The organism is Acinetobacter sp. YH12233 (assembly GCF_013417725.1).
In the GTDB taxonomy this organism is placed as follows: Bacteria; Pseudomonadota; Gammaproteobacteria; order Pseudomonadales; family Moraxellaceae; genus Acinetobacter.
In genome coordinates this window covers 80393-101112 of record NZ_VPDK01000008.1, presented here as the reverse complement: position 1 = coordinate 101112, position 20720 = coordinate 80393, and the positions used below count along the sequence as shown (strand labels likewise).

Here is a 20720-nt window from a genome sequence, read left to right as displayed (position 1 = left end):
AAAAGAGTACTTTAATTATCATCTTAAAGAAACTGAATGGCGTTGGATGAGGGAACCTAATGAGTTAGCAACTGAGCTGTGGAACCTCATTAGGTAAAATTAAGTGTAAATCTGCTAGTCTAGAGCCAAGATAATTTTATCGTGTTCCGGTTTTTTAGAAAGAAGATGTTTCATTTCAAACTGCTATCGTGATTCCATCTTGTTTCAGGCATCTACAAAGCCGGAAAATGCTTGTATCATGTAAATACATCTTGGCGAATAACATCAAGGATATTCTAATGACTACAGATTCAGCTTTTCCAACACCTGCCAATTTAGGTATCGCGGTTTATAGCAATAATGCAGAGGCAATTGGTAATACCCCTCTGGTTCGTATCAATCGTGCCATTTCAGGCGGAGCGACTGTACTTGCGAAAATTGAAAGCCGTAACCCGGCATTTTCGGTGAAATGCCGTATTGGCGCAGCCTTGATTGCTGATGCAGAAAAGTCAGGTAAATTGAAGCCGGGCATGCACATTGTTGAGCCAACCAGTGGTAATACCGGTATTGCGCTGGCATTTGTAGCAGCGGCTAAAGGCTATGATATTACCTTAACCATGCCATCCAGCATGAGTATTGAACGCCGTAAAGTGGTGAAAGCATTAGGTGCTAATTTAGTACTGACAGATCCAGCCAAAGGCATGAAAGGCGCGGTGGAAGAAGCACAACGTCTGGTGAATGAAAATCCTGAACTGTATTACCTGCCACAACAGTTTGAAAATCCGGCCAACCCAAAAATCCATGAAGAGACGACCGGTCCTGAAATCTGGGAAGCGACTGGAGGTAATGTCGATATTCTGGTAGCGGGTGTAGGTACAGGCGGTACGATTACCGGTATTTCACGCTTTTTTGAAAAAGTGAAAAACAAGCCGATTTATTCAGTTGCTGTAGAGCCTGCTGAATCTGCCATTATTGGTCAGGCAAAACGTGGTGAGACACTCACTCCAGGACCACATAAAATTCAGGGTATTGGCGCGAACTTTATTCCAAAGAACCTGGATCTGGATCTGGTAGATGAAGTGATTGCCATTACTAGTAGCGATGCAGTGGAATGGGCACGTAAAACTGCGACTCAAGAAGGCATCTTGGTGGGTATTTCAAGTGGTGCTGCAATGGCTGCAGCTGCGCAACTGGCTGCACGTCCTGAAAATGCAGGCAAAAATATCGTGGTGATTCTGCCAGATGGTGGTGAGCGCTATTTATCTTCAATTCTTTTTGAAGATATTTCTGCTGAGTAAATATTTAACAAATTAGTTTCACTAAATCTCGAAAAAGCCTGAAGTCATCTTTGGGCTTTTTTATTGGACTTTATGCCTTCATATAATGAAAGATCAAGAATTTAAACCAGAAGCTTGACCTTCCCATTATGGTAATGTTTAAGCTATAGCATAGGCAGTGAATGGGTGAATGGAGAGTGCAGAATGAATAAACCAGCAACCACACAGTTGTACGAACAGCAGGTACAGATTTCAGGAATGACCTGTGCCTCTTGTGTCGCACGTGTGGAAAAAGCCTTAAAGAAAATTGAAGGTGTGGTGGAAGCGAACGTCAATCTCTCCACTGAACAGGCTTTTTTAAAAAGTGAACAACCTATTCCTGCAACGCAACTCGTCAATGCTATCAATAAAATCGGTTTTGAAGCCGTGATCCAGCAGTTTGATTTAAATATTGAAGGCATGACCTGTGCCTCTTGTGTAGCTCGTGTTGAAAAAGCCTTGAAAAAAGTCGATCAGGTACTGGATGCGCAGGTTAATCTGGCAACCGAAAAAGCTCACGTCACTGCAATTCGTCCTCTCGCTGTTTCCCAACTGGTTAAGGCGGTACAAAAGGCCGGCTTTGATATTCAAACCGACCGAATTGAACTGGCTATTGAAGGAATGACCTGTGCCTCCTGTGTGGCACGTGTAGAAAAGGCTTTATTAAAAGTCGATCAGGTAAGTGAAGCACACGTCAATCTCGCCACTGAAACAGCTTCGGTCAAGGCGCCGCGTAGTCAGCTTCCAGCTTTAATTGCTGCTGTCAAAAAAGCTGGCTATAACGCCCATGAAAAATTAGATACACAGGCTACCGATGCCCAGACGGCATTTCAGGAAAAGAAAACCGCTGAAACTGAACAGCTAAAACGTGACTTATGGTTAGCACTAATTCTGGCTGTTCCGGTGTTTATTCTGGAAATGGGTTCACATCTGATTCCGGCTTTTCATCACTGGATTGCACATACGCTAGGTACCCAAAACAGCTGGTATATCCAGTTTGTACTGACGACTCTGGTTTTGCTGATTCCAGGACGGCGGTTTTATCAGCATGGGATTCCGGCATTGTTGCGACTGGCACCCGATATGAATTCTCTGGTTGCCGTGGGAACAATAGCCGCTTATGGATTTTCCTGTATTTCCACTTTCTTTCCGCAATTATTGCCGCAAAGCACTGTACATGTGTATTTCGAAGCGGCGGCTGTGATTGTTGCCTTGATCTTACTGGGACGTTATCTGGAAGCTCGAGCCAAAGGTAAAACCTCTGAAGCGATTCAATATCTGGTTGGCTTGCAGCCAAAAACTGCTCGAGTACAGCAAAATGGAACCTGGGTTGATCTGAAAATTGCTGATGTACAGCAGGGCATGCTGATCGAGATTCGTCCGGGTGAGAAAGTCGCAGTTGATGGTGAAGTCGTTTCTGGTCAAAGTTATATCGATGAAGCGATGATCAGCGGTGAACCTTTAGCCGTGGCTAAACAGGCTGGAGATCGGGTGATTGGCGGAACGGTAAATCAGAATGGCACCTTGCAGATCAAGGCGACAGCAGTCGGACAAGATTCAGTTCTAGCTCAGATTATTCATATGGTGGAACAGGCACAAGGCGCAAAACTTCCCATTCAGGCGGCAGTCGATAAAGTGACCTTATGGTTTGTACCGGCTGTGATGCTGCTCGCGACTTTGACTTTTATTGTCTGGTTCCTGTTGGGTCCTGAACCGAATCTGACTTATGCACTGGTCAATGCTGTTGCAGTACTGATTATTGCCTGTCCTTGTGCAATGGGCCTGGCTACGCCAACATCTATTATGGTCGGCACCGGCCGGGCAGCAGAGCTGGGTATCTTGTTCCGTAAAGGCGAAGCATTGCAACTCTTGCAGCAAACCAGAGTTGTGGCGGTGGATAAAACCGGAACCTTAACTGAAGGGAAACCAGCCCTAACCGATTTTGCAGTGACATCTGGTTTTGAGCAGCAAATAGTATTGCAAATGGTCGCAGCAGTGGAAGCCAAATCCGAACATCCCATTGCTCATGCGATTGTGGAAGCTGCGAAAGCACAACAGTTGCAACTACCTGAAGTCAGTGATTTTGATTCAATCACTGGTGCAGGCGTGAAAGCTCAAGTTTCAGGTCAGCAAATTCATATTGGCGCAGAACGCCTGATGCAGCAATTGGGCTTAAGTGTCGATATTTTTAAAGAGAAAGCACAACAGTTAGGCGAGCAGGGACGCACGCCTTTATATGTCGCGATAGATCAGCAGTTGGCTGCCATTATTGCTGTGGCTGATCCGATTAAAGCCACAACCTATAGTGCGATTCAGGCCTTACATGATCAAGGCTTAAAGATTGCCATGATTACCGGTGATAACCAGCATACTGCACAGGCCATTGCCAGACAGTTGAAGATTGATCATGTCATTGCTGAAGTTCTGCCTAATGAAAAAGTCGATGCGGTACGCCAACTCCAACAGCAACATGGCATCGTCACTTTTGTCGGTGACGGGATTAATGATGCACCTGCTTTGGCTCAGGCCGATGTTGGAATGGCAATAGGAACTGGTACGGATGTCGCAATCGAAGCAGCAGACGTGGTGCTGATGTCTGGAAATTTACAGCATGTGGCAACCGGTATTGGCCTGAGTCAGGCGACCATGCGCAATATCAAACAGAACCTGTTCTGGGCCTTTGTCTATAATATTGCCTTGATTCCGATTGCTGCCGGTCTGTTGTATCCATTCTTCGGTATTTTGTTATCACCGATGTTTGCAGCAGGCGCGATGGCATTATCCTCAGTTTTTGTGGTCAGCAATGCGCTTCGTTTAAAGACTTATCAGCCGATCCAGTTGAAGGAGGCAGTGTAATGAATATTGGACAGGCCGCGAAACGCTCCGGGATCTCGGCCAAAATGATCCGTTATTATGAAGATATCGGTTTATTACCCAATCCTAAACGTAGCGATTCGGGTTATCGTATCTATAGTGACGATGACATCAAGACTTTAAGTTTTATTCAGCATGCGCGTGAACTGGGTTTTTCTTCTGAACAGATGAAAGAATTGCTCGGCCTGTGGCTGAACGATGCCAGACACAGCAGTGATGTCAAACAGTTGGCGCAAAAGCATATCGAGTTACTGCAACAGAAAATTGCGGACATGCAAAATATGATGAAAATTTTGCAGCAATCGGTTGCACAGTGTGCTGGAGATGAGCAATCTGACTGTCAGATTCTGAAACAGATTGAGCAGGGTGTGTCACATGGGAAAACTGCACATACGGCTATCAAAGCAGATCAATAGCCTTGAATTAAAATTCGCTTAACCCAAATTTAAACTGATCAAAGGGAGATCAAGATGAAATTCCGTATTGAAAATATGACTTGTGGTGGTTGTGCACGTAGTGTGACGGCAACCATTCAGGAGCTGGATGAAAATGCTAAAGTAGATGTTGATGTGGTCAGCAAAATGGTGGAAGTTGAATCGAGTGCAAGCGAATCTGAGATTATCGCGGCATTAACTGAAGATGGCTTCCCGCCTGAAACTATGGCTTGATATTTGCCATTTAAAAAATAATTCTAAAATGCCTAATCATGATTAGGCATTTTTTATGAAACTGCCGATATTTTATCTGGCGTCATCAATGCCTGATTAATATATAGCTTAATCAGGCGTTCACGTGAACCAATCGCTTTTTGATAACTGGTCGAATTTAATAATAATGAAGCGCCATAAGTGACTGTCCAGATATAAGATAAATAATCCCGGATTGACATGGCACTGTCTAAAGATACCAGATAATCATGGGTCATATCTTTAATGCGGATAATCCGTTCTTCACGAATACGATAGAGTTCCTGAAATAACTCTTTCAGGTTTTTTTCATTATTGGTTAAACGCTCTTCAATAACATGCAGCAAAATAGTCCGGTTTGAATTGAGCATGTGATAAAGCATATATTGCGAAACATAATTTTTAATATCGTTATTATATTTATCGGAAATTGCCAGAATTCTTTTTTCATTCAGAATGATGAGTTCTAAATATAACTGGTTCTTGCTTTTAAAATGCTTGTAGATGGTTCCTTTGGCGATGTCCAGTTCTTCAGCAAGTTCACTCAAGGTGATGTCCTGATTATTATCAAGCAGTAGACTTTCCGCCATGCTCAGGATCTTCTCTTTACGAAGAAGGAAGTTCTGCTGTCTTACAGTCGTCATCTTCTTGACTCATCATTTTCGAAAAGGAACCTACTAAGAATATGCTATTTTCACAGGTATAGCTATAAAACTAAGGTCGTGATATTTATCTAAATTTGTATATTTATTCAACATTTCTTGTAGAAAAAAGTCATATACAGCTGCGCTAAAAATATTGTCAAGAAAATTGAACCCTTGAGATCAACTTTGCTAAATAAAATTCCATTTTCAATATATTTGATTTATGGTTTTAGGGCATAAAGCTGAATCATATTTTCGTTTTAAACCCAGACCAGACAAGGTTTAGCGAAGTGAAGCCAGAGTCATTTTAACAGCTTAAATTTTTCATTCATCAATGGATTTAAGTTTTAATGATTCAGTAAATACCAGAGGTATAAAGTTTTTGATTTTAAATTTTATATCGCTAATTTATGTCAATGAATTCATCGCCAGATTAATTCGATATGATGATTTTTGAATGACATGCATGGATTCGAGCAAAAAGCCTCAAAATATTTTCTCGAATCCATAATGAAAAAATACTCAGTAACAGGATTGAGTATCACCATTTTAGGAAGTTGAAAATGCCGATTTATAATGCGCCGCTGAAAGACATGGAATTTATTTTAAATGATGTATTTCATGCTGAACAATTTTGGCAAGGTAACGAAAATCTTGCACATCTCGATATGGCGACTGCAAATGCGGTTCTGGAAGAAATGGCAAAATTTTCAAAAAATGTCATTCTTGATCTGAATCGTCCTGCAGATGAAGAGGGTGGTGCTCAGTTTAACAATGGTGTGGTGACGACACCCAAAGGTTTTAAAGAAGCGTTCAGACAGTTTGCCGAAGGTGGCTGGGTAGGCTTGGGTGCTCCTGAAGAATGGGGCGGACAAAACATGCCGAAGATGCTCACGGTTCTAGCGGATGAAATGATCTGGAGCACCAATCCATCTTTTATGCTTTATCCGCTATTAACGGTGGGTGCAGGTATGGCCATCAATGACCGCGCCTCACAGGAACAAAAAGAAACTTATTTACCAAAATTCTATACGGGTGAATGGTCGGGCACCATGTGCCTGACTGAACCACATTCCGGCACAGATCTTGGCATTATCAAGACTAAAGCTGAACCGAATGAAGATGGTTCATACAATATTACCGGCACCAAAATTTTTATTACCAGCGGCGAGCATGATCTGAGTGAAAATATCATTCATCTGGTGCTGGCCAAAACCCCAAACGCGCCAGCAGGTTCACGCGGTATTTCTCTGTTTATTGTCCCTAAATTCCTGGTCAATGCAGACGGTTCCCTGGGTGAGCGCAATGCAGTGGCTGCCGGTTCGATCGAACATAAGATGGGCATCAAAGGCTCAGCAACCTGCGTCATGAACTTTGATGGTGCTAAAGGCTATATGGTGGGCAATGAAAATGAAGGTCTGGCGGGCATGTTCGTGATGATGAACTACGAACGTTTGTCGATGGGGATTCAAGGCATTGGCGCGGCAGAATTTGCTTATCAGAATGCCGCACAATATGCGACCGACCGTTTACAGGGCCGTGCATCAACCGGTGCTAAATCACCAGAAAAACCAGCCGATTCAATTCTGGTACATGGTGATGTACGCCGTATGTTGCTGAATGTGCGTGCCAATAATGAAGCTTCTCGTGCTTTCGCAGTCTATGTCGGCCAGCAGCTGGATATTACCAAATACTCCACCGACCCTGAGGCGGTACGTAAAGCAACTGATCGTGTGGCTTTATTAACGCCTATTGCCAAAGCTTACCTCACCGATAAAGCACTGGATGCTGCACTTGAAGCACAAATGTGCTTCGGTGGTCATGGCTATATCCGTGAATGGGGCATGGAACAATGTATCCGTGACCTGCGCATTTCACAGATCTATGAAGGGACCAATGGGGTGCAGGCAATTGACCTGATTGGCCGTAAAACTACGAAATGTAAAGGTGCATATATTGCAGAGTATATTGCAGAAATCCGTGAATTTGCCCAAGGTCTGGATGATGCCTTAACGATTAAAAAGGCAACCTTAGATACCTGTCAGCAACTGGAAGATATTACCAATTTTATTGTTGAGCAGTCTCAGCAGAATCCTGATTTCGCCAACTCCATTGCTGTTGATTATCTGCACGCCGTAGGTTTGTTGAGCTTCGTCTATATGTATGCGCGTATCAGTAAAGCGGCGGCTACCAAAGAAGAAAGCTATTTCCAGAATAAACTGGTACTGGCTAATTACTATATTGCTAAAGTACTCCCGGATTTGAGTGCGAGAATTCAACGTATTCAGGCAGGTGCGGAGCTGGTGATGCAATTGCCAGAAGAATATTTCACTGCACAGGCCTAAACCCGCAAATATTGCGAAGGACGAACACTGTAGAGCTATTACTTTGCAGTGTTGATAACAATGATGTTAAAGGATGAGATTAGAATGATTGTAATTGTAGAAGCTGTACGTACCGCAATGGGCGGTTTTCAAGGCTCACTTTCAAGCTGTACGGCACCAGATTTGGGTGCTGTAGCGATCAAGGAAGCGGTAGCGCGTGCAGGTCTGGCAGCCAATGATATTGATGAAGTGATTATGGGCTGCGTTCTTCCTGCCGGTTTAAAACAGGGTCCGGCACGTCAGGCCATGCGTCAGGCGGGTCTACCGGATTCCACCGGGGCGACCACGATTAATAAAATTTGTGGTTCAGGCATGAAGGCGGTGATGCAAGCAGCAGACGCAATCAAGGCCGGTTCAGCAGAGATTGTGGTTGCAGGTGGTATGGAATCGATGTCAAACGCACCCTATTTAATGGACAAGGCACGGGCCGGATTCCGTATGGGGCATGGAAAAGTCATTGACCATATGTTCCAGGAAGGTCTGGAAGATGCGGAAACAGGTCTGTCGATGGGAATCCTTGCTCAGGAAATGGCAGATAAAAAGGGCTATACCCGTGAGCAGCAGGATGCCTATGCGATTGGCTCATTAAATAAAGCCGTGACAGCGGTGCAGCAAGGTTTCTTTAAAGATGAAATCGTACCGGTCACTGTCAGTAGCCGTAAAGGCGATGTCGTGGTAGAACAGGATGAACAGCCTTTAAATGCCAAGGCTGACAAAATTCCAACCTTACGTCCAGCTTTCAAAAAGGATGGAACAATTACTGCGGCAAATGCCAGTTCAATTTCCGATGGTGCTTCAGCACTGGTCGTAACATCGAGCGAGATTGCAGCACAGCGTAACCTGAAACCTCTAGCGAATATTCTGGCTTATGCCAGCCATTCGCAGCATCCATCAGAATTCACCATTGCACCAGTGGGCGCGATTGAAAAAGTCTTGCAAAAAACGGGTTGGGATGCTCAGGACGTAGACCTTTGGGAAATTAATGAAGCTTTTGCCATGGTAACCATGTTAGCAATAGATGCTTTTAAACTTGATCCAGCAAAAGTGAACGTTAATGGTGGGGCATGTGCGCTTGGTCATCCCCTAGGTTCTTCCGGTTCCCGAATTATTGTGAGCTTGATTCATGCCTTAAAGCGTACTGGTGGCAAGAAAGGCATTGCAGCACTGTGTATTGGCGGTGGGGAAGCAACAGCGATTGCTGTAGAACTGATTTAAGTCTTTTCATAATTGCATGATCATATGCTTAAAGTAGCAAACTTAAATATTTTTTGAATTAGACCACAATGCTTCTGGTACGCCAGGAGCAGGCGTCTCTTTATTTTTAATTTTTGAGAATTTTTATGAACGGTTTAGAGCGTATTCGTTTGCTCGCATTACAAGATAAAGTAGTACCTGTAGAAAAAGCACTACAATTGATTCAAGATGGTGATGTAATTGGTTTGAGCGGTTTTGGCGGCGCCGGTGAAGCGAAAACTGTGCCTTTGGCATTGGCTGAATATGCCCGGCAGCATCCGATCCATATTACCTTGGCGACAGGTGCAAGTCTGGGGAACCGGATTGATGGGAAACTGAATGAAGCTAACGTTATAACCCGCCGTTATCCTTATCAGGCTGATCCTTCTTTACGTCAGGCCATCAATAATGGTGAAGTGATGTATATCGATCAGCATCTTTCTGAACTGGCAGACAATATCCGTCATAAAAACCTGCCGGCGATTAATGTAGCTATAATTGCCGCAACGGCCATTACTGAAGATGGCCAGATTATTCCGACCGGTTCTTGTGGAAACTCGGCGAATTTCATCGAAATGGCAGATCGGGTCATTGTTGAAATTGATACAACAGTTAATCCGGTGCTAGAAGGCGTACATGATATTTATTTGCCTAAAACCCGTCCAAACCGTGGCCCGATTCCTTTGACGCAAGCCAGTGACAAGATAGGTACAATCGGAATCCATGTTGCACCTGAAAAAATTGCTGCGATTGTCATTAATGAGATTCCGGATACTTCTTTCGCAATGGATGAGCCGGATGAAGAAACACTGGCGATTGCCAGCCACTTAATTCAATTCTTTGAAAATGAAGTCGCCGCAGGACGATTACCTGAAAATCTGGGGCCGCTGCAGTCCGGAGTAGGTTCCGTGGCAAATGCCGTATTTGCAGGTTTTGAACATTCTAATTTCAATAATCTTGAAATGTATTCTGAAGTCCTGCAAGACTGTACTTTCCAGCTTATCGATTCAGGAAAAATGACCTTTGCTTCTGGTTGTTCCATGACCCTGAGCGATGAATGTGCGGCACGGGTGATGAAGAATTTTGATCAGTACAAAGATAAAATTGTCTTACGCCCGCAAGAACTTTCCAACAACCCTGAGCTGATTCGCCGTCTGGGTATAATTGCAATCAATACCGCACTGGAGTTTGATATTTACGGGAATGTGAATTCAACCCATGTCGCTGGCACCAAGATGATGAATGGTATTGGCGGCTCAGGTGATTTTACCCGTCATGCACATATTGCGATTTTTGTGACTAAATCCTATGCCAAAGGTGGTGCGATTTCGTCTGTGGTTCCACTGGTGAGCCATACAGATCATACTGACCATGACGTGGATATTCTGGTAACAGAGCAAGGTTTGGCCGATCTGCGCGGATTGGCACCACGTGAACGTGCCCGCAAGATTATCGATATTTGTGCTCATCCCGATTATCGTAAAAGTCTGAATGATTACTTTGAGCGCGCCTGTGCGCATGGTGGGCAAACACCGCATTTGTTAAATGAAGCTTTGTCCTGGCATGCCCAGTTTGAAGAAACCGGTTCAATGAAAATTGCTTAGTTCTCTTTCTTAAAATAAGCCCAAAATAAAGCCTGTGAATCACGGGCTTTATTTATTGTACTAGATAAATATTTTAGTTCTGAATCAGACGTGGGTTATTAAAGACTTTATCCAAGATATGCCGATGAATGAAACGCAGTTTATCTTTCACAGCTTCAGTCAGCTTAAAGGGGTAAGCATCTTCCAGACCCATACTGCGGTTTAAGGCATTCAAATTAAAAGTCAGGGTGACCCAGTTTTCCAGGATATGTTCAAAATCCTGTCCACCAATCGGGCATTCTTTAAAGTCCATACTGGCTAGATTTCGGCCATTACCTTCCACGCGTAGACCGGCATAAAATGCAGTTTCCAGTGTTTCCATGATATGCAGATAATGTGACCAGGTTTCAGCCCAATCTTCCCACGGGTGTGCAGTGGCATAGGGACTAATATATTTTTCATGCCAGTTGATAGGCGCACCTTGATTATAGTGCCTCTCTAGTGCTTCACTATAATTTTGCCGCTCATCTCCAAAATAATGGCGAAGTTCATCGAGTAATTCCGGATGTAGATGCTGGATGACATTAAAATAAAAATGCCCACTTTCATGACGAAAATGCCCTAATAATGTCCTGTAATTTTCACCCATATTGACCCGGGTTGTTTCCCGATAAACCACATCGGCCTCGAAGGCATTTAAGGTAATCACCCCATTGGCATGGCCGGTAAGTACTGGCTTGTCTTTTTCAGGAAGAAGAAAATCAAAACGCAAACCTAATGGATCATCATCCGAATGTTTTGGACGAGGCATAATGTTCATACGTTGGGTCAGATATAGAAACCGGCGTTTGGCTTCCTCAAGCCGATACCAGTAAATCATGTTTTCGGCATTTTCCAGATTTGGAATTACATGAGTCAGCTGGCAGGATTCGCAAAAATCTTCCTCGTCATCTACGGGGATCATCCAGTTACATACCTGATGATGGGTATAGTTATAACAAGGTTTATAACGGGAATATTGATACTTCTCGGCAACGGGAACCCACTCCTGAGCATTCAGCTTTTTAAATGTCGTCATTTCTTTTTCGGATGCGATATAGCCGATAGGAGAAAGGCAGTGATCACATACGAATTTGGCGAAAAAGATCTGCTGTTCGCAAACTGGACATTCAAAATACTTCATCGATACTCCCTGCAAAATGAATGAATTACAATGAATTACTGAAACTCTATAATTTATATTCAGATTGCATTGCGGAATTTTATCCTGTTTAAAAATTCATCATAAAAATTTCTTAAAAAACACTATGTTGATTAATTGTAAAATGCATGTGATCGATTATTCATTAAATTATGGTTTAGTGACTGTTTATAGACGAAAAGCTGACAGAAATAAAAAAACCGATGAACTGACTTATGTATTTTTTTCTTAAATAAAAACGAGAGTATCAATTTAAAAAAACTGAATAATGCAAACTATAAAAAATTAGAGATCAAAAATTATTGAAAAAAATTGATTGAATCGCGTTTTTCAAAAGACCTAAATGGTATATATTTTGCTCAATTTTAAAACATATATCATGCTGAAAAATAAATTATTTTTCATTTTTTAGTTCTGCTTTTGGTGTATTAAAATATGAGGAAGATAAGAAAAGCCACTGTTCAGGACACACTTGCCATTGCGAACGTTATTGTCCCCTTTGCTGATGCCTTGATTTCTAGTGAAGAGGGAAGAAAACGTTTTCAGCCTGACATTCTTCAGACCATTTTTGACCGAGCTGATATTCATTATTTTATTGGAGAAATTAATCAAAAAATTGTGGGCGTGGTGGCCTATATGGAACCTGCACACTTCATGCACTTTTTTCTGGATCCAGCTTATCAGGGGCAGGGATATGGACGACAAATGTGGAATTTTTTAGAAGAACAAATCTGTAATCAAGGGCATCAAAGGATCACAGTCAAATCCAGTTTATATGGCTTCAATATTTATAAAAAATTTGGTTTTGTAGAAACAGGTGAACTTACTCACAAACATGGCATTCGCTTTATTCCAATGGAAAAAGTTTATCCTGTTGAATCAAATATAGCTCCCTTAGAATAGGAAAGTCTTTTATTATAATTTAATCAAGAATCTGGAGCTATTTTCTTATTTTTTCAGCATAGTTCAAATCTAAGAAATCAATTTTATCCCTATCAGACTGATAAATTTTAATTATTTCTAAATTAGAAAATTAAACTTTTAGCTATTAGCCATTATCTCTTTTTTAATTAGTCATAGATTGTACTAAGGCATAGAATTAATTCACTTTTACGGTACTAATGATCAGGGTATGGCAATCAGCTGGATTTTCTTTACTTTAATGGCTGCATTTATGCAGGCCTGGCGAAATGCCTTTCAAAAGCAGCTCAGTACCACTGTCGATATTTGGGGCGTGACACTGGCACGTTTCCTGTTTGGCTTTCCGTTGGCCGGGCTTTACATTGCAGCTTTATACCACTTCAAACCGGTAGAAAGTGTGGTGCATTCTACCCCGAAGTACTGGATCTATATCCTGATTGCGGGTATCAGCCAGATTCTGGCAACCGCCTTGATGGTGCAGCTGTTTAAACAGAAAAATTATGCGATTGGCGTTGGACTGGCAAAAAGTGAAGCGATTCTGGCAGCCATTATCGGAGTGATTTTTCTATCAGATCATCTTTCTGTACTGGCATGGATCGGGGTGCTGATCGGTGGTTATGCTGTGTTTTTGCTTAGTAAAGGCAATCAGCTGACCGGCTTATCCACCAAGACTTTAGCCATCGGAATCGGCAGCGGTTTGAGCTTTGCTATTACTTCACTCTTGGTACGTGAAGCCAGTCTGGAACTACCGATGTTGCCAACCGTGCATCGTGCTTCATGGGTACTGATTTCAGTGATTGGTTTCCAGTGCATCAGTATGCTGATTTACCTCAGTCTGTTTAGCCGAAAAACCTTAGTTGCCATGTGGCAACGTTTGGGGCTTACTTTTAAAGTCAGTTTTTGTAGCTTTATGGCCTCCCTTGGCTGGTTTACCGCCATGAGTATGATGAGCGTGCCAATCGTGAAAACCTTGGGACAAATCGAAATCCTATTCAGTCTGCTAATCTCCGCTTATTTCTTTAAAGAAAAACTGGCGCGTGCCGAACATTGGGGCTTGGGGCTGGTGGTGATTGCAGCGATGCTAGTGATCTGGGCTTAACAAATACTCGAATAAAAGAAAGCCACGAATTATCGTGGCTTTTTTATAAGAATGAATTAAGCAGCAAGAAAAGTTTGTACTGCCTGATTAAAGGCTTCCGGTTGTTCAATATTGGAAATATGCGAAGCATTGATTTCAAACAACTGGCTATTCGCAATACGTTGCTGCATAAACTGTCCATCTGCAACAGTCGTCACCGGATCCTGCTGACCCGCAATAATCAGCACAGGGATTTGAATGCTACTAAGTTGTTCGCGGACATCCGCCTTAGCCAGAGCTTCACAGCAGTTTGTATAGCCTTCTGGGCTGCCAGCTCCGAGGTCGTTTGAAAGTTCTGCAACGACTGCCGGGTTGCTCTGGATAAAGGGATCGGTAAACCAGCGTGATGCCGCAGTTGCAGCAATCGGAGCAAGACCTTGCTCACGGACAAGCGCAGCACGGTCTTGCCATGCCTGTTCCTGTCCAATTTTGGCTGCAGTATTGCAGACAATCACGTGGCTAAAACGTTCTGGTTTATGAATCGCCAACCATTGACCGGTTAAGCCACCCATAGAAATACCACAGAATGCTGCTTTTGCAATATCCAAATGATCCAGTAGATTCACGACATCCTGACCCAGCTGCTCCAAGCTATACGGGCCTTGTGGTGCTTCCGAACCACCATGACCACGGGTGTCATAGCAGATTACGTAATGATCCTGCTGGAAATGTTCAATCTGTGGCTGCCACATGCTGTATTTGGTACCCAGTGAGTTGGAAAATACCAAGGCAGGTTTGTTGGCATCCCCAAAAGTCTGGTAATTGATCTGGGCATCATTTGATGTAAATGTTGGCATTAAAATCCCTCCCGGCCTCCCTTTAAAAAAGGGAGGGGTTCATATTTTTAATTGTGCATTACACACGTTCAATAATCAGCGCGATACCTTGACCTACGCCAATGCACATAGAGCAGAGAGCATATTTCCCGCCAGTCTGTTCCAGCTGGTTCAGTGCGGTTGTCACCAGACGGGCACCGGAAGCACCGAGTGGATGGCCAATGGCAATGGCACCGCCATTCGGGTTTACATGGGCAGCATCATTTGGAAGGCCAAGGTCACGGGTCACGGCTAAGGCCTGTGCAGCAAAGGCTTCATTCAGTTCAATGACATCCATCTGATCTAGTGTCAAACCGGTCTGGGCCAGTAGCTTTTTAATCGCTGGTGCCGGACCAAAGCCCATAATGCGTGGCTCTACACCGACAACCGTTGAACCAATAATTTTGGCACGTGGTTTTAAACTATAGTGTTGAACGGCTTCATCGGATGCAATCAGGAGTGCCGCTGCACCATCGTTAATGCCAGAAGCATTGCCTGCCGTCACCGTACCATCTGCTTTGACGACTGGTTTTAACTTAGTTAAACCTTCTAGTGTTGTAGAAGCACGAGGATGTTCATCAGTATCTACCACAACTGGTTCGCCTTTACGCTGAGGAATCACCACGGGCACGATTTCATTTTTAAAGAAACCTTTGGCTTGTGCTGCTGCTGTACGTTGCTGGCTGGTCAGGGCAAACTTGTCTTGATCTTCACGGTTGATATTGAACTGTTCTGCCAGATTTTCAGCCGTTTGCGGCATGGTTTCTACGCCGTACATTTCTTTCAGTTTCGGATTGATAAAACGCCAGCCCATGGTGGTGTCTTCAATCTTCTGGCTACGGCCATACGCTGTTTCTGACTTGCCCATCACGAATGGGGCACGCGACATGCTTTCTACACCACCGGCAATAATCAGATGGGCTTCACCGGCTTTAATCGCACGTGCTGCCATCGCGACTGCATCCATCGATGAACCACACAGACGGTTCACGGTCGTTGCCGGCACCTGATAAGGCAGACCTGCAAGTAGTGAAGACATACGACCGACGTTACGATTGTCTTCACCGGCCTGATTGGCACAGCCATAAATCACGTCATCGACCTGTTCCCAGTTTACCGATGGGTTACGTTCCATCAAAGCTTTAATTGGCAGCGCACCTAAATCATCTGCACGGACAGGCGCGAGGCCACCGGCATAACGGCCGAATGGGGTACGGATGGCATCGATGATATATGCATTTTTCATTTATTAAATTCCTTGTTCCTTTAAATCCCCCTAAATCCCCCTTTATCAAAGGGGGACTTTTCCTCCCTTTCTTGTGCTGAATTTTAAAAGCTGTGCTTTAAAACTCACTCAGGGAGGTTAGGAGGGATTATTAACCCTGTGTCGCATCAATCAGTGGTGCACCCGTCATGGACTGCAATTCTTCAAATGATAGACCTTCGACTTTTTCAATGACTTTCATGCCATCAGCAGTGACATCAATTACACACAGGTCAGTATAGATGCGGTCCACACATTTCAGGCCAGTCGCAGGATAAGTCAGTTCAGCCACAATCTTAGGTTCGCCTTTTTTAGTGACGTGATCAGTAGTGATAAAGACTTTCTTGGCGCCGACGGCCAGATCCATCGCACCGCCGACTGCAGGAATTGCATCCGGTGCACCAGTATGCCAGTTGGCCAAATCACCATTTTCAGCCACCTGGAACGCGCCCAGTACCGCGATGTCTAAGTGACCGCCACGCATCATCGCGAATGAATCACCATGATGGAAGAAAGAACCACCTTCGAGCAAGGTCACGAATTCTTTACCGGCATTAATCAGTTCTGGATCACGGTCTTCTTCAGCAGGAGGAGGACCGAAAGCCAGCAGGCCATTTTCAGAGTGCAGGAATACGTCTTTGTCGCTTGGCAGGTAGCTTGAAATCTTGGTTGGTAAACCAATACCGAGGTTCACATAAGCACCATCAGGAATGTCTTGTGCCACACGTTCAGCGATCTGGTCACGGGTCAGTTTGTTATAGCTCATGAATCTTCTCCTTATCCGTGATTACTGTGCAGGTTTAACTTGAACAACGTGTTGAACAAAAATTCCTGGGGTAATGATGTGCTCTGGATCCAGTGCACCCAGTTCAACCACCTCAGAAACCTGTGCAATGGTTACATCAGCTGCCATCGCCATAATCGGGCCAAAGTTACGGGCAGATTTACGGTAGACCAGATTGCCCCAACGGTCGCCCTGATGGGCCTTAATTAAAGCAAAGTCAGCTTTAATCGGATTTTCCAGGACAAAATCTTTGCCTTCATAGTTCAAGGTTGGTTTGCCTTCAGCCAGCAAGGTACCAAAACCGGTTGGGGTATAGATTGGACCTAAGCCCATACCTGCTGCCTGAATACGGCAAGCCAGATTACCTTGCGGCACCAGTTCCAGTTCGATCTTGCCTGCACGATAGAGTTCGTCAAATACCCAGGAATCAGACTGACGCGGGAAAGAGCAGATAATTTTACGCACAGCGCCCGCTTTAAGCAGTTTCGCCAGACCATAGTCGCCATTACCAGCATTATTATTGACAATAATAAGATCCTTGATTCCCAATTCGATCAGACCATCAATCAGTTCAGCAGGCTGACCCGCTGTCCCAAATCCGCCGATCATAATGGTAGAACCATCCTTGATCTGGGAAAGTGCTTCTTTCAATGATAATGAACTTTTATCTATCATAATCTGGTCCTTACATACCCTAAACTAATGGATGTCTTTAAATTCGTTTTGAATCTGATGTTGCAACCGGAACAGCATTACGGTCTTTCTGTGACAGCAGAAAATGTGCTACCAGGCCAATACAAATCCCCCAAAAGACTGAACTCAGCCCCAAGAAATGCATGCCGGAAGCAGTTGCTAAAAAGGTGATCAGTGCGGCATCACGTTGCGACTCTTTGCCCATCGCCATAGAGATGTTAGTGGCAATTGCTCCGAGTAAGGCCAGTCCTGCCAAAGCTGCAATTAATTCCTTCGGCATCAGGCTAAACAGCATGACAATGCTGCCGGCAAACAGGCCGCCTAAAATATAAAAAAGCCCGTTCGCCACACCCGCGATATAACGCTTTTCTTTCAGCTCGTGCGCGTCTTTGCTTAAACACAATGCGGCCGTAATAGAGGCCAATACAATAGTAATCCCCCCCACACAGGCTACTGCGAGCGAGGCAATACTGGTTGCACTGATAATTGGCTTGGCAGGCATGTCATATCCACTGATCTTGATAATGGCCATTCCTGGTAAGAACTGGCCCGACAGACTGACCAGAATAAGCGGGAGGGCCAGATTCAGGGTGGAACTCCAAGTCCATTCCGGTGCAATAAATTGCGGAATTGCCAGACTGAAATCTGCCGTGACCGGATTAATCTTGCCCAGCAGCATGCTTAAAATCACACCGGCAACCAGCACCCAGACCATGGCATAACGTGGACTGAAACGCTTGGCCAGCAAAAACACCGCCAGCATGCCAAAGACGATATAGGGCATGGTATCGGTCGCGGTGAACAGTCCTAAACCAAACTGCAGTAAAATTCCGGCCATCATTCCGGCAGCGACTTCCTGGGGAATCCAGGACAGCAATTTGTCGAAATAACCGGTAATCCCAATGAGAAAAATCACCACAGCAGAGGTGATATAGGCCGCAACCGCTTCATTGAGCGAAATATCGGGAAACAGCGTGACCAATAGTGCCGTTCCGGGCGCAGACCAGGCGGTGACAACAGGTATTTTGTATTTAATCGATAAAAAGATACCTGCGAGCGCCGCACCAATAGAAATTCCCCAAATCCATGAAATCATCATGTCTGGGGAAACCTGGGCTTGCTGCGCTGCCTGGAAAAAAATGATCAGTGGTCCTGAATAGGAAATCAGCACTGCTAGAAATCCTGCAACAGTCGCTGAAATTGACCAGTCATTTTTTAATGTCTGAAACAGGGTGTTCATTGGTAATGTGCCTCCTTGCGTCGAACCATGAGCCTGTCAAAAATCGTGATGATCAGGACTAGCCTTGATCTCCACCACCGACCGGTACTACGGTACCTGTCATATAAGATGATTCATCTGAAGCCAGGAACAGAATGGCATTGACCTGTTCCTGGATCGTGCCATAGCGTTTCATATGGCTGCGATCCTTGGTCTGGTCGACCACATCCTGCATCCATTGTTCTTCCTGTTCGCTCAGCGGTTTGGCATTGCGTGGAATCTTGCGTGGCGGTGCTTCGGTACCACCTGTTGCCACAGCATTCACGCGGATACCATCTTTGGCATAGGCAAAGGCTAGGGAAGCGGTCAGCGCATTCACGCCACCTTTGGATGCTGAATACGGCGCACGATGAATCCCACAGGTTGCAATCGAAGACACATTCACGATGGTGCCATGTTGCTGCTTGATCATTTGCGGTAGTACTGCACGGCAGCACCACATTGTTGGGAAAAGAGAGCGGTTCACTTCCTTGATGATTTCTTCTTCAGAGAATTCTTCAAAAGGTTTCATCCAGATGGCACCACCCACGTTATTGATCAGTACATCGACACGACCATAGGTATCTAAGGCTTTTTCAACGACAGATTGAGCACCCGCATAAGTTTCCAGATTTGCCTTGACGAAGATGGCATCACCGCCAGCCGCTTCGATTTCTGCCAGGGTTTCCTGCACATAGTCCGAAATATCGGCCAATACTACTTGTGCGCATTCAGCAGCAGCCTGGATGGCTACACCGCGACCGATGCCTTGCGCAGCACCAGTCACGATTACGACTTTATCTTCAAATCTTGGGTTACGGTTCATGAGATTCTCCGGCTTCTAAACTTAGTTGGCAGAGAATTTTTCAAACAAGAAGCTGGCAGGTTTGACACCTTCAGCATCCAGCCAGCCGCGAACCGCTTCAACCATTGGCACTGGACCACATAGGTAGATATCGACATCTCCAGCGTTCAGCCATTCGTTTTCGATATGATCGGTTACATAGCCTTTACGCTCATGTGCAGATTCTGGATTTGCGACCACTGTACGATATTCGAACCATGGGAATTTATCCTGTAGTTCATTCAGCTTTTCAATTGCGACCAGGTCGAAGTCATTGGTCACACCAAAGACCAGACGTACTGGATATTCAGAACCTTTTTCTTCCAGTACCTGTAACATTGACATAAATGGCGCGATGCCTGTACCACCTGCCAGCATCAATACCGGACGGGTCACATTACGCAGATAGAAGCTGCCGAATGGACCGGTAAAGGTCATTTTGTCACCCGCTTTTGCATCAGCGCTGAGGAAACTCGACATTTTGCCGTTCGGGACATTACGAACTACAAAACCAGTTAAACGGTTGCCCGGCTTGGAACTGAATGAGTAAGAACGGGTTTCAGTGGTGCCAGGAATGCCGACATTGACATATTGTCCGGCCAGAAAATGGATATCTGGTTGACCATCATCGAGTTGAATATCAAAGGTAATGGTGGAATCAGACAGGTTTTCTACACGGGCCAACGTACCTTGAAATGCATGAATCTCGGTTTTACAGACATCAGAGGAGGCCTGAATTTGGAACACGGCATCCGAAGTCGGTTTACATTGGCAAGCCAGAATAAAAGCTTCTGCGGCTTCTTCTGGTGTCAGTGCATCTTCAATGTACATTTCTTCAGGCATGTCATACGCACCTGATTCACAAAAAGCGCGGCACGTTCCACATGCACCGTCACGGCAATCTAGAGGGATATTGATCTTTTGACGGTAAGCTGCATCGGACAGGGTTTCGCCTTGGGCAACACTAATAAAACGTGTAACGCCATCTTCAAATTGGAGTGCAACATTGTGGTTTGACATGGCTGAATATCCTATATAAATCTTTGAAACTAGACCTTTCAGCCATATTTCCCTGGCTGAAAGGTTTTTTGACCTTGCTGTCG

The 20720-nt window shown here is 44.5% G+C and carries 18 protein-coding genes and 1 pseudogene; 10 read left to right on the top strand and 9 right to left on the bottom strand.

The window, feature by feature from the left end; genetic code table 11:
* From FTV12_RS05745 to FTV12_RS05725, 5 genes and pseudogenes are all read left to right on the top strand, one after another.
* Positions 1-97, top strand: a pseudogene (locus FTV12_RS05745) (IS1595 family transposase); the annotation flags it as partial.
* Positions 98-278: 181 nt separating this feature from the next.
* The gene (cysK, locus tag FTV12_RS05740; RefSeq protein WP_004785600.1) at positions 279-1277 is read left to right on the top strand and encodes a cysteine synthase A; all 999 of its coding nucleotides are present in this window, start codon (positions 279-281) and stop codon (positions 1275-1277) included.
* Positions 1278-1460: 183 nt separating this feature from the next.
* Positions 1461-4151 (top strand): heavy metal translocating P-type ATPase, encoded by a 2691-nt coding sequence (locus tag FTV12_RS05735; RefSeq protein WP_179992605.1) that lies wholly within the window; start codon positions 1461-1463, stop codon positions 4149-4151.
* On the top strand, positions 4151-4585 hold the full coding sequence (gene cueR, locus FTV12_RS05730) for a Cu(I)-responsive transcriptional regulator (RefSeq protein WP_159122916.1): 435 nt from the start codon (positions 4151-4153) through the stop codon (positions 4583-4585). Before FTV12_RS05735 ends, cueR begins: the two co-directional genes overlap by 1 nt.
* Before the next feature lie 54 nt (positions 4586-4639).
* Positions 4640-4837, top strand: coding sequence for a heavy-metal-associated domain-containing protein (locus tag FTV12_RS05725; protein ID WP_034704558.1), 198 nt, complete (start codon positions 4640-4642; stop codon positions 4835-4837).
* 53 nt (positions 4838-4890) lie between these two features.
* On the opposite strand, the gene FTV12_RS05720 is transcribed toward FTV12_RS05725, so the two are convergent.
* The gene (locus tag FTV12_RS05720) at positions 4891-5499 is read right to left on the bottom strand and encodes a TetR/AcrR family transcriptional regulator (protein WP_005235816.1); all 609 of its coding nucleotides are present in this window, start codon (positions 5497-5499) and stop codon (positions 4891-4893) included.
* A gap of 563 nt (positions 5500-6062) precedes the next feature.
* Between FTV12_RS05720 and FTV12_RS05715 the strand changes: the two genes are divergently transcribed.
* The 3 genes from FTV12_RS05715 (at position 6063) to FTV12_RS05705 (ending at position 10720) form a co-directional block, all read left to right on the top strand.
* Entirely contained in the window at positions 6063-7844 is a 1782-nt protein-coding gene (locus tag FTV12_RS05715; protein ID WP_180033698.1) for an acyl-CoA dehydrogenase C-terminal domain-containing protein, read from the top strand.
* Between the two features lie 78 nt (positions 7845-7922).
* On the top strand, positions 7923-9098 hold the full coding sequence (locus FTV12_RS05710) for a thiolase family protein (RefSeq protein WP_180011048.1): 1176 nt from the start codon (positions 7923-7925) through the stop codon (positions 9096-9098).
* A gap of 125 nt (positions 9099-9223) precedes the next feature.
* On the top strand, positions 9224-10720 hold the full coding sequence (locus FTV12_RS05705; protein WP_180033696.1) for a succinate CoA transferase: 1497 nt from the start codon (positions 9224-9226) through the stop codon (positions 10718-10720).
* A 73-nt stretch (positions 10721-10793) separates the two neighbouring features.
* Here the strand turns inward: FTV12_RS05705 and FTV12_RS05700 are convergent, their stop codons facing one another.
* Positions 10794-11882, bottom strand: coding sequence for a putative zinc-binding metallopeptidase (locus FTV12_RS05700; RefSeq protein WP_159122920.1), 1089 nt, complete (start codon positions 11880-11882; stop codon positions 10794-10796).
* 453 nt (positions 11883-12335) lie between these two features.
* Here FTV12_RS05700 and FTV12_RS05695 point away from each other — a divergent pair, with 453 nt between their 5' ends.
* Together FTV12_RS05695 and FTV12_RS05690 are read left to right on the top strand one after the other, a co-directional pair.
* Positions 12336-12803 carry a GNAT family N-acetyltransferase gene (locus FTV12_RS05695; RefSeq protein ID WP_180033694.1) on the top strand — a complete coding sequence of 156 codons (468 nt, stop codon included), beginning with the start codon at positions 12336-12338 and terminating at the stop codon, positions 12801-12803.
* Positions 12804-13032: 229 nt separating this feature from the next.
* A complete protein-coding gene (locus FTV12_RS05690; RefSeq protein ID WP_180033693.1) occupies positions 13033-13920 on the top strand; it encodes a DMT family transporter in 888 nt (295 codons plus the stop codon).
* A gap of 56 nt (positions 13921-13976) precedes the next feature.
* Here FTV12_RS05690 and pcaD read toward each other — a convergent pair whose 3' ends face one another.
* The 7 genes from pcaD to benC form a co-directional block, all read right to left on the bottom strand.
* The gene (pcaD, locus tag FTV12_RS05685; protein ID WP_180033691.1) at positions 13977-14756 is read right to left on the bottom strand and encodes a 3-oxoadipate enol-lactonase; all 780 of its coding nucleotides are present in this window, start codon (positions 14754-14756) and stop codon (positions 13977-13979) included.
* A 58-nt stretch (positions 14757-14814) separates the two neighbouring features.
* A complete protein-coding gene (gene pcaF, locus FTV12_RS05680; protein WP_180033690.1) occupies positions 14815-16020 on the bottom strand; it encodes a 3-oxoadipyl-CoA thiolase in 1206 nt (401 codons plus the stop codon).
* Positions 16021-16150: 130 nt separating this feature from the next.
* Positions 16151-16804, bottom strand: a complete 654-nt coding sequence (locus FTV12_RS05675) for a 3-oxoacid CoA-transferase subunit B (protein WP_180033689.1) — start codon at positions 16802-16804, stop codon at positions 16151-16153.
* Between the two features lie 21 nt (positions 16805-16825).
* A complete protein-coding gene (locus FTV12_RS05670) occupies positions 16826-17497 on the bottom strand; it encodes a 3-oxoacid CoA-transferase subunit A (RefSeq protein WP_086044785.1) in 672 nt (223 codons plus the stop codon).
* Positions 17498-17534: 37 nt separating this feature from the next.
* Entirely contained in the window at positions 17535-18755 is a 1221-nt protein-coding gene (gene benE / locus FTV12_RS05665; RefSeq protein WP_179992597.1) for a benzoate/H(+) symporter BenE, read from the bottom strand.
* Between the two features lie 58 nt (positions 18756-18813).
* Complete coding sequence (gene benD, locus FTV12_RS05660; RefSeq protein ID WP_180010993.1) at positions 18814-19599, bottom strand: benzoate diol dehydrogenase BenD; 786 nt, start codon at positions 19597-19599, stop codon at positions 18814-18816.
* 21 nt (positions 19600-19620) lie between these two features.
* Positions 19621-20637, bottom strand: a complete 1017-nt coding sequence (benC, locus tag FTV12_RS05655; RefSeq protein WP_180033688.1) for a benzoate 1,2-dioxygenase electron transfer component BenC — start codon at positions 20635-20637, stop codon at positions 19621-19623.
* Positions 20638-20720 lie beyond the last annotated feature (83 nt).

What these genes read in the sequence shown, in the direction of transcription:
- pcaF (WP_180033690.1), bottom strand. Translation starts at nt 16,020, where the DNA reads ATGAAAAATGCATATATCATCGATGCCATCCGTACCCCATTCGGCCGT.
- pcaD (WP_180033691.1), bottom strand. Translation starts at nt 14,756, where the DNA reads ATGCCAACATTTACATCAAATGATGCCCAGATCAATTACCAGACTTTT.
- cueR (WP_159122916.1), top strand. Translation starts at nt 4,151, where the DNA reads ATGAATATTGGACAGGCCGCGAAACGCTCCGGGATCTCGGCCAAAATG.
- benE (WP_179992597.1), bottom strand. Translation starts at nt 18,755, where the DNA reads ATGAACACCCTGTTTCAGACATTAAAAAATGACTGGTCAATTTCAGCG.
- FTV12_RS05675 (WP_180033689.1), bottom strand. Translation starts at nt 16,804, where the DNA reads ATGAGCTATAACAAACTGACCCGTGACCAGATCGCTGAACGTGTGGCA.
- FTV12_RS05705 (WP_180033696.1), top strand. Translation starts at nt 9,224, where the DNA reads ATGAACGGTTTAGAGCGTATTCGTTTGCTCGCATTACAAGATAAAGTA.
- FTV12_RS05690 (WP_180033693.1), top strand. Translation starts at nt 13,033, where the DNA reads ATGGCAATCAGCTGGATTTTCTTTACTTTAATGGCTGCATTTATGCAG.
- FTV12_RS05700 (WP_159122920.1), bottom strand. Translation starts at nt 11,882, where the DNA reads ATGAAGTATTTTGAATGTCCAGTTTGCGAACAGCAGATCTTTTTCGCC.
- benD (WP_180010993.1), bottom strand. Translation starts at nt 19,599, where the DNA reads ATGAACCGTAACCCAAGATTTGAAGATAAAGTCGTAATCGTGACTGGT.
- FTV12_RS05725 (WP_034704558.1), top strand. Translation starts at nt 4,640, where the DNA reads ATGAAATTCCGTATTGAAAATATGACTTGTGGTGGTTGTGCACGTAGT.
- benC (WP_180033688.1), bottom strand. Translation starts at nt 20,637, where the DNA reads ATGTCAAACCACAATGTTGCACTCCAATTTGAAGATGGCGTTACACGT.
- FTV12_RS05735 (WP_179992605.1), top strand. Translation starts at nt 1,461, where the DNA reads ATGAATAAACCAGCAACCACACAGTTGTACGAACAGCAGGTACAGATT.
- FTV12_RS05695 (WP_180033694.1), top strand. Translation starts at nt 12,336, where the DNA reads ATGAGGAAGATAAGAAAAGCCACTGTTCAGGACACACTTGCCATTGCG.
- FTV12_RS05715 (WP_180033698.1), top strand. Translation starts at nt 6,063, where the DNA reads ATGCCGATTTATAATGCGCCGCTGAAAGACATGGAATTTATTTTAAAT.
- FTV12_RS05720 (WP_005235816.1), bottom strand. Translation starts at nt 5,499, where the DNA reads ATGACGACTGTAAGACAGCAGAACTTCCTTCTTCGTAAAGAGAAGATC.
- cysK (WP_004785600.1), top strand. Translation starts at nt 279, where the DNA reads ATGACTACAGATTCAGCTTTTCCAACACCTGCCAATTTAGGTATCGCG.
- FTV12_RS05670 (WP_086044785.1), bottom strand. Translation starts at nt 17,497, where the DNA reads ATGATAGATAAAAGTTCATTATCATTGAAAGAAGCACTTTCCCAGATC.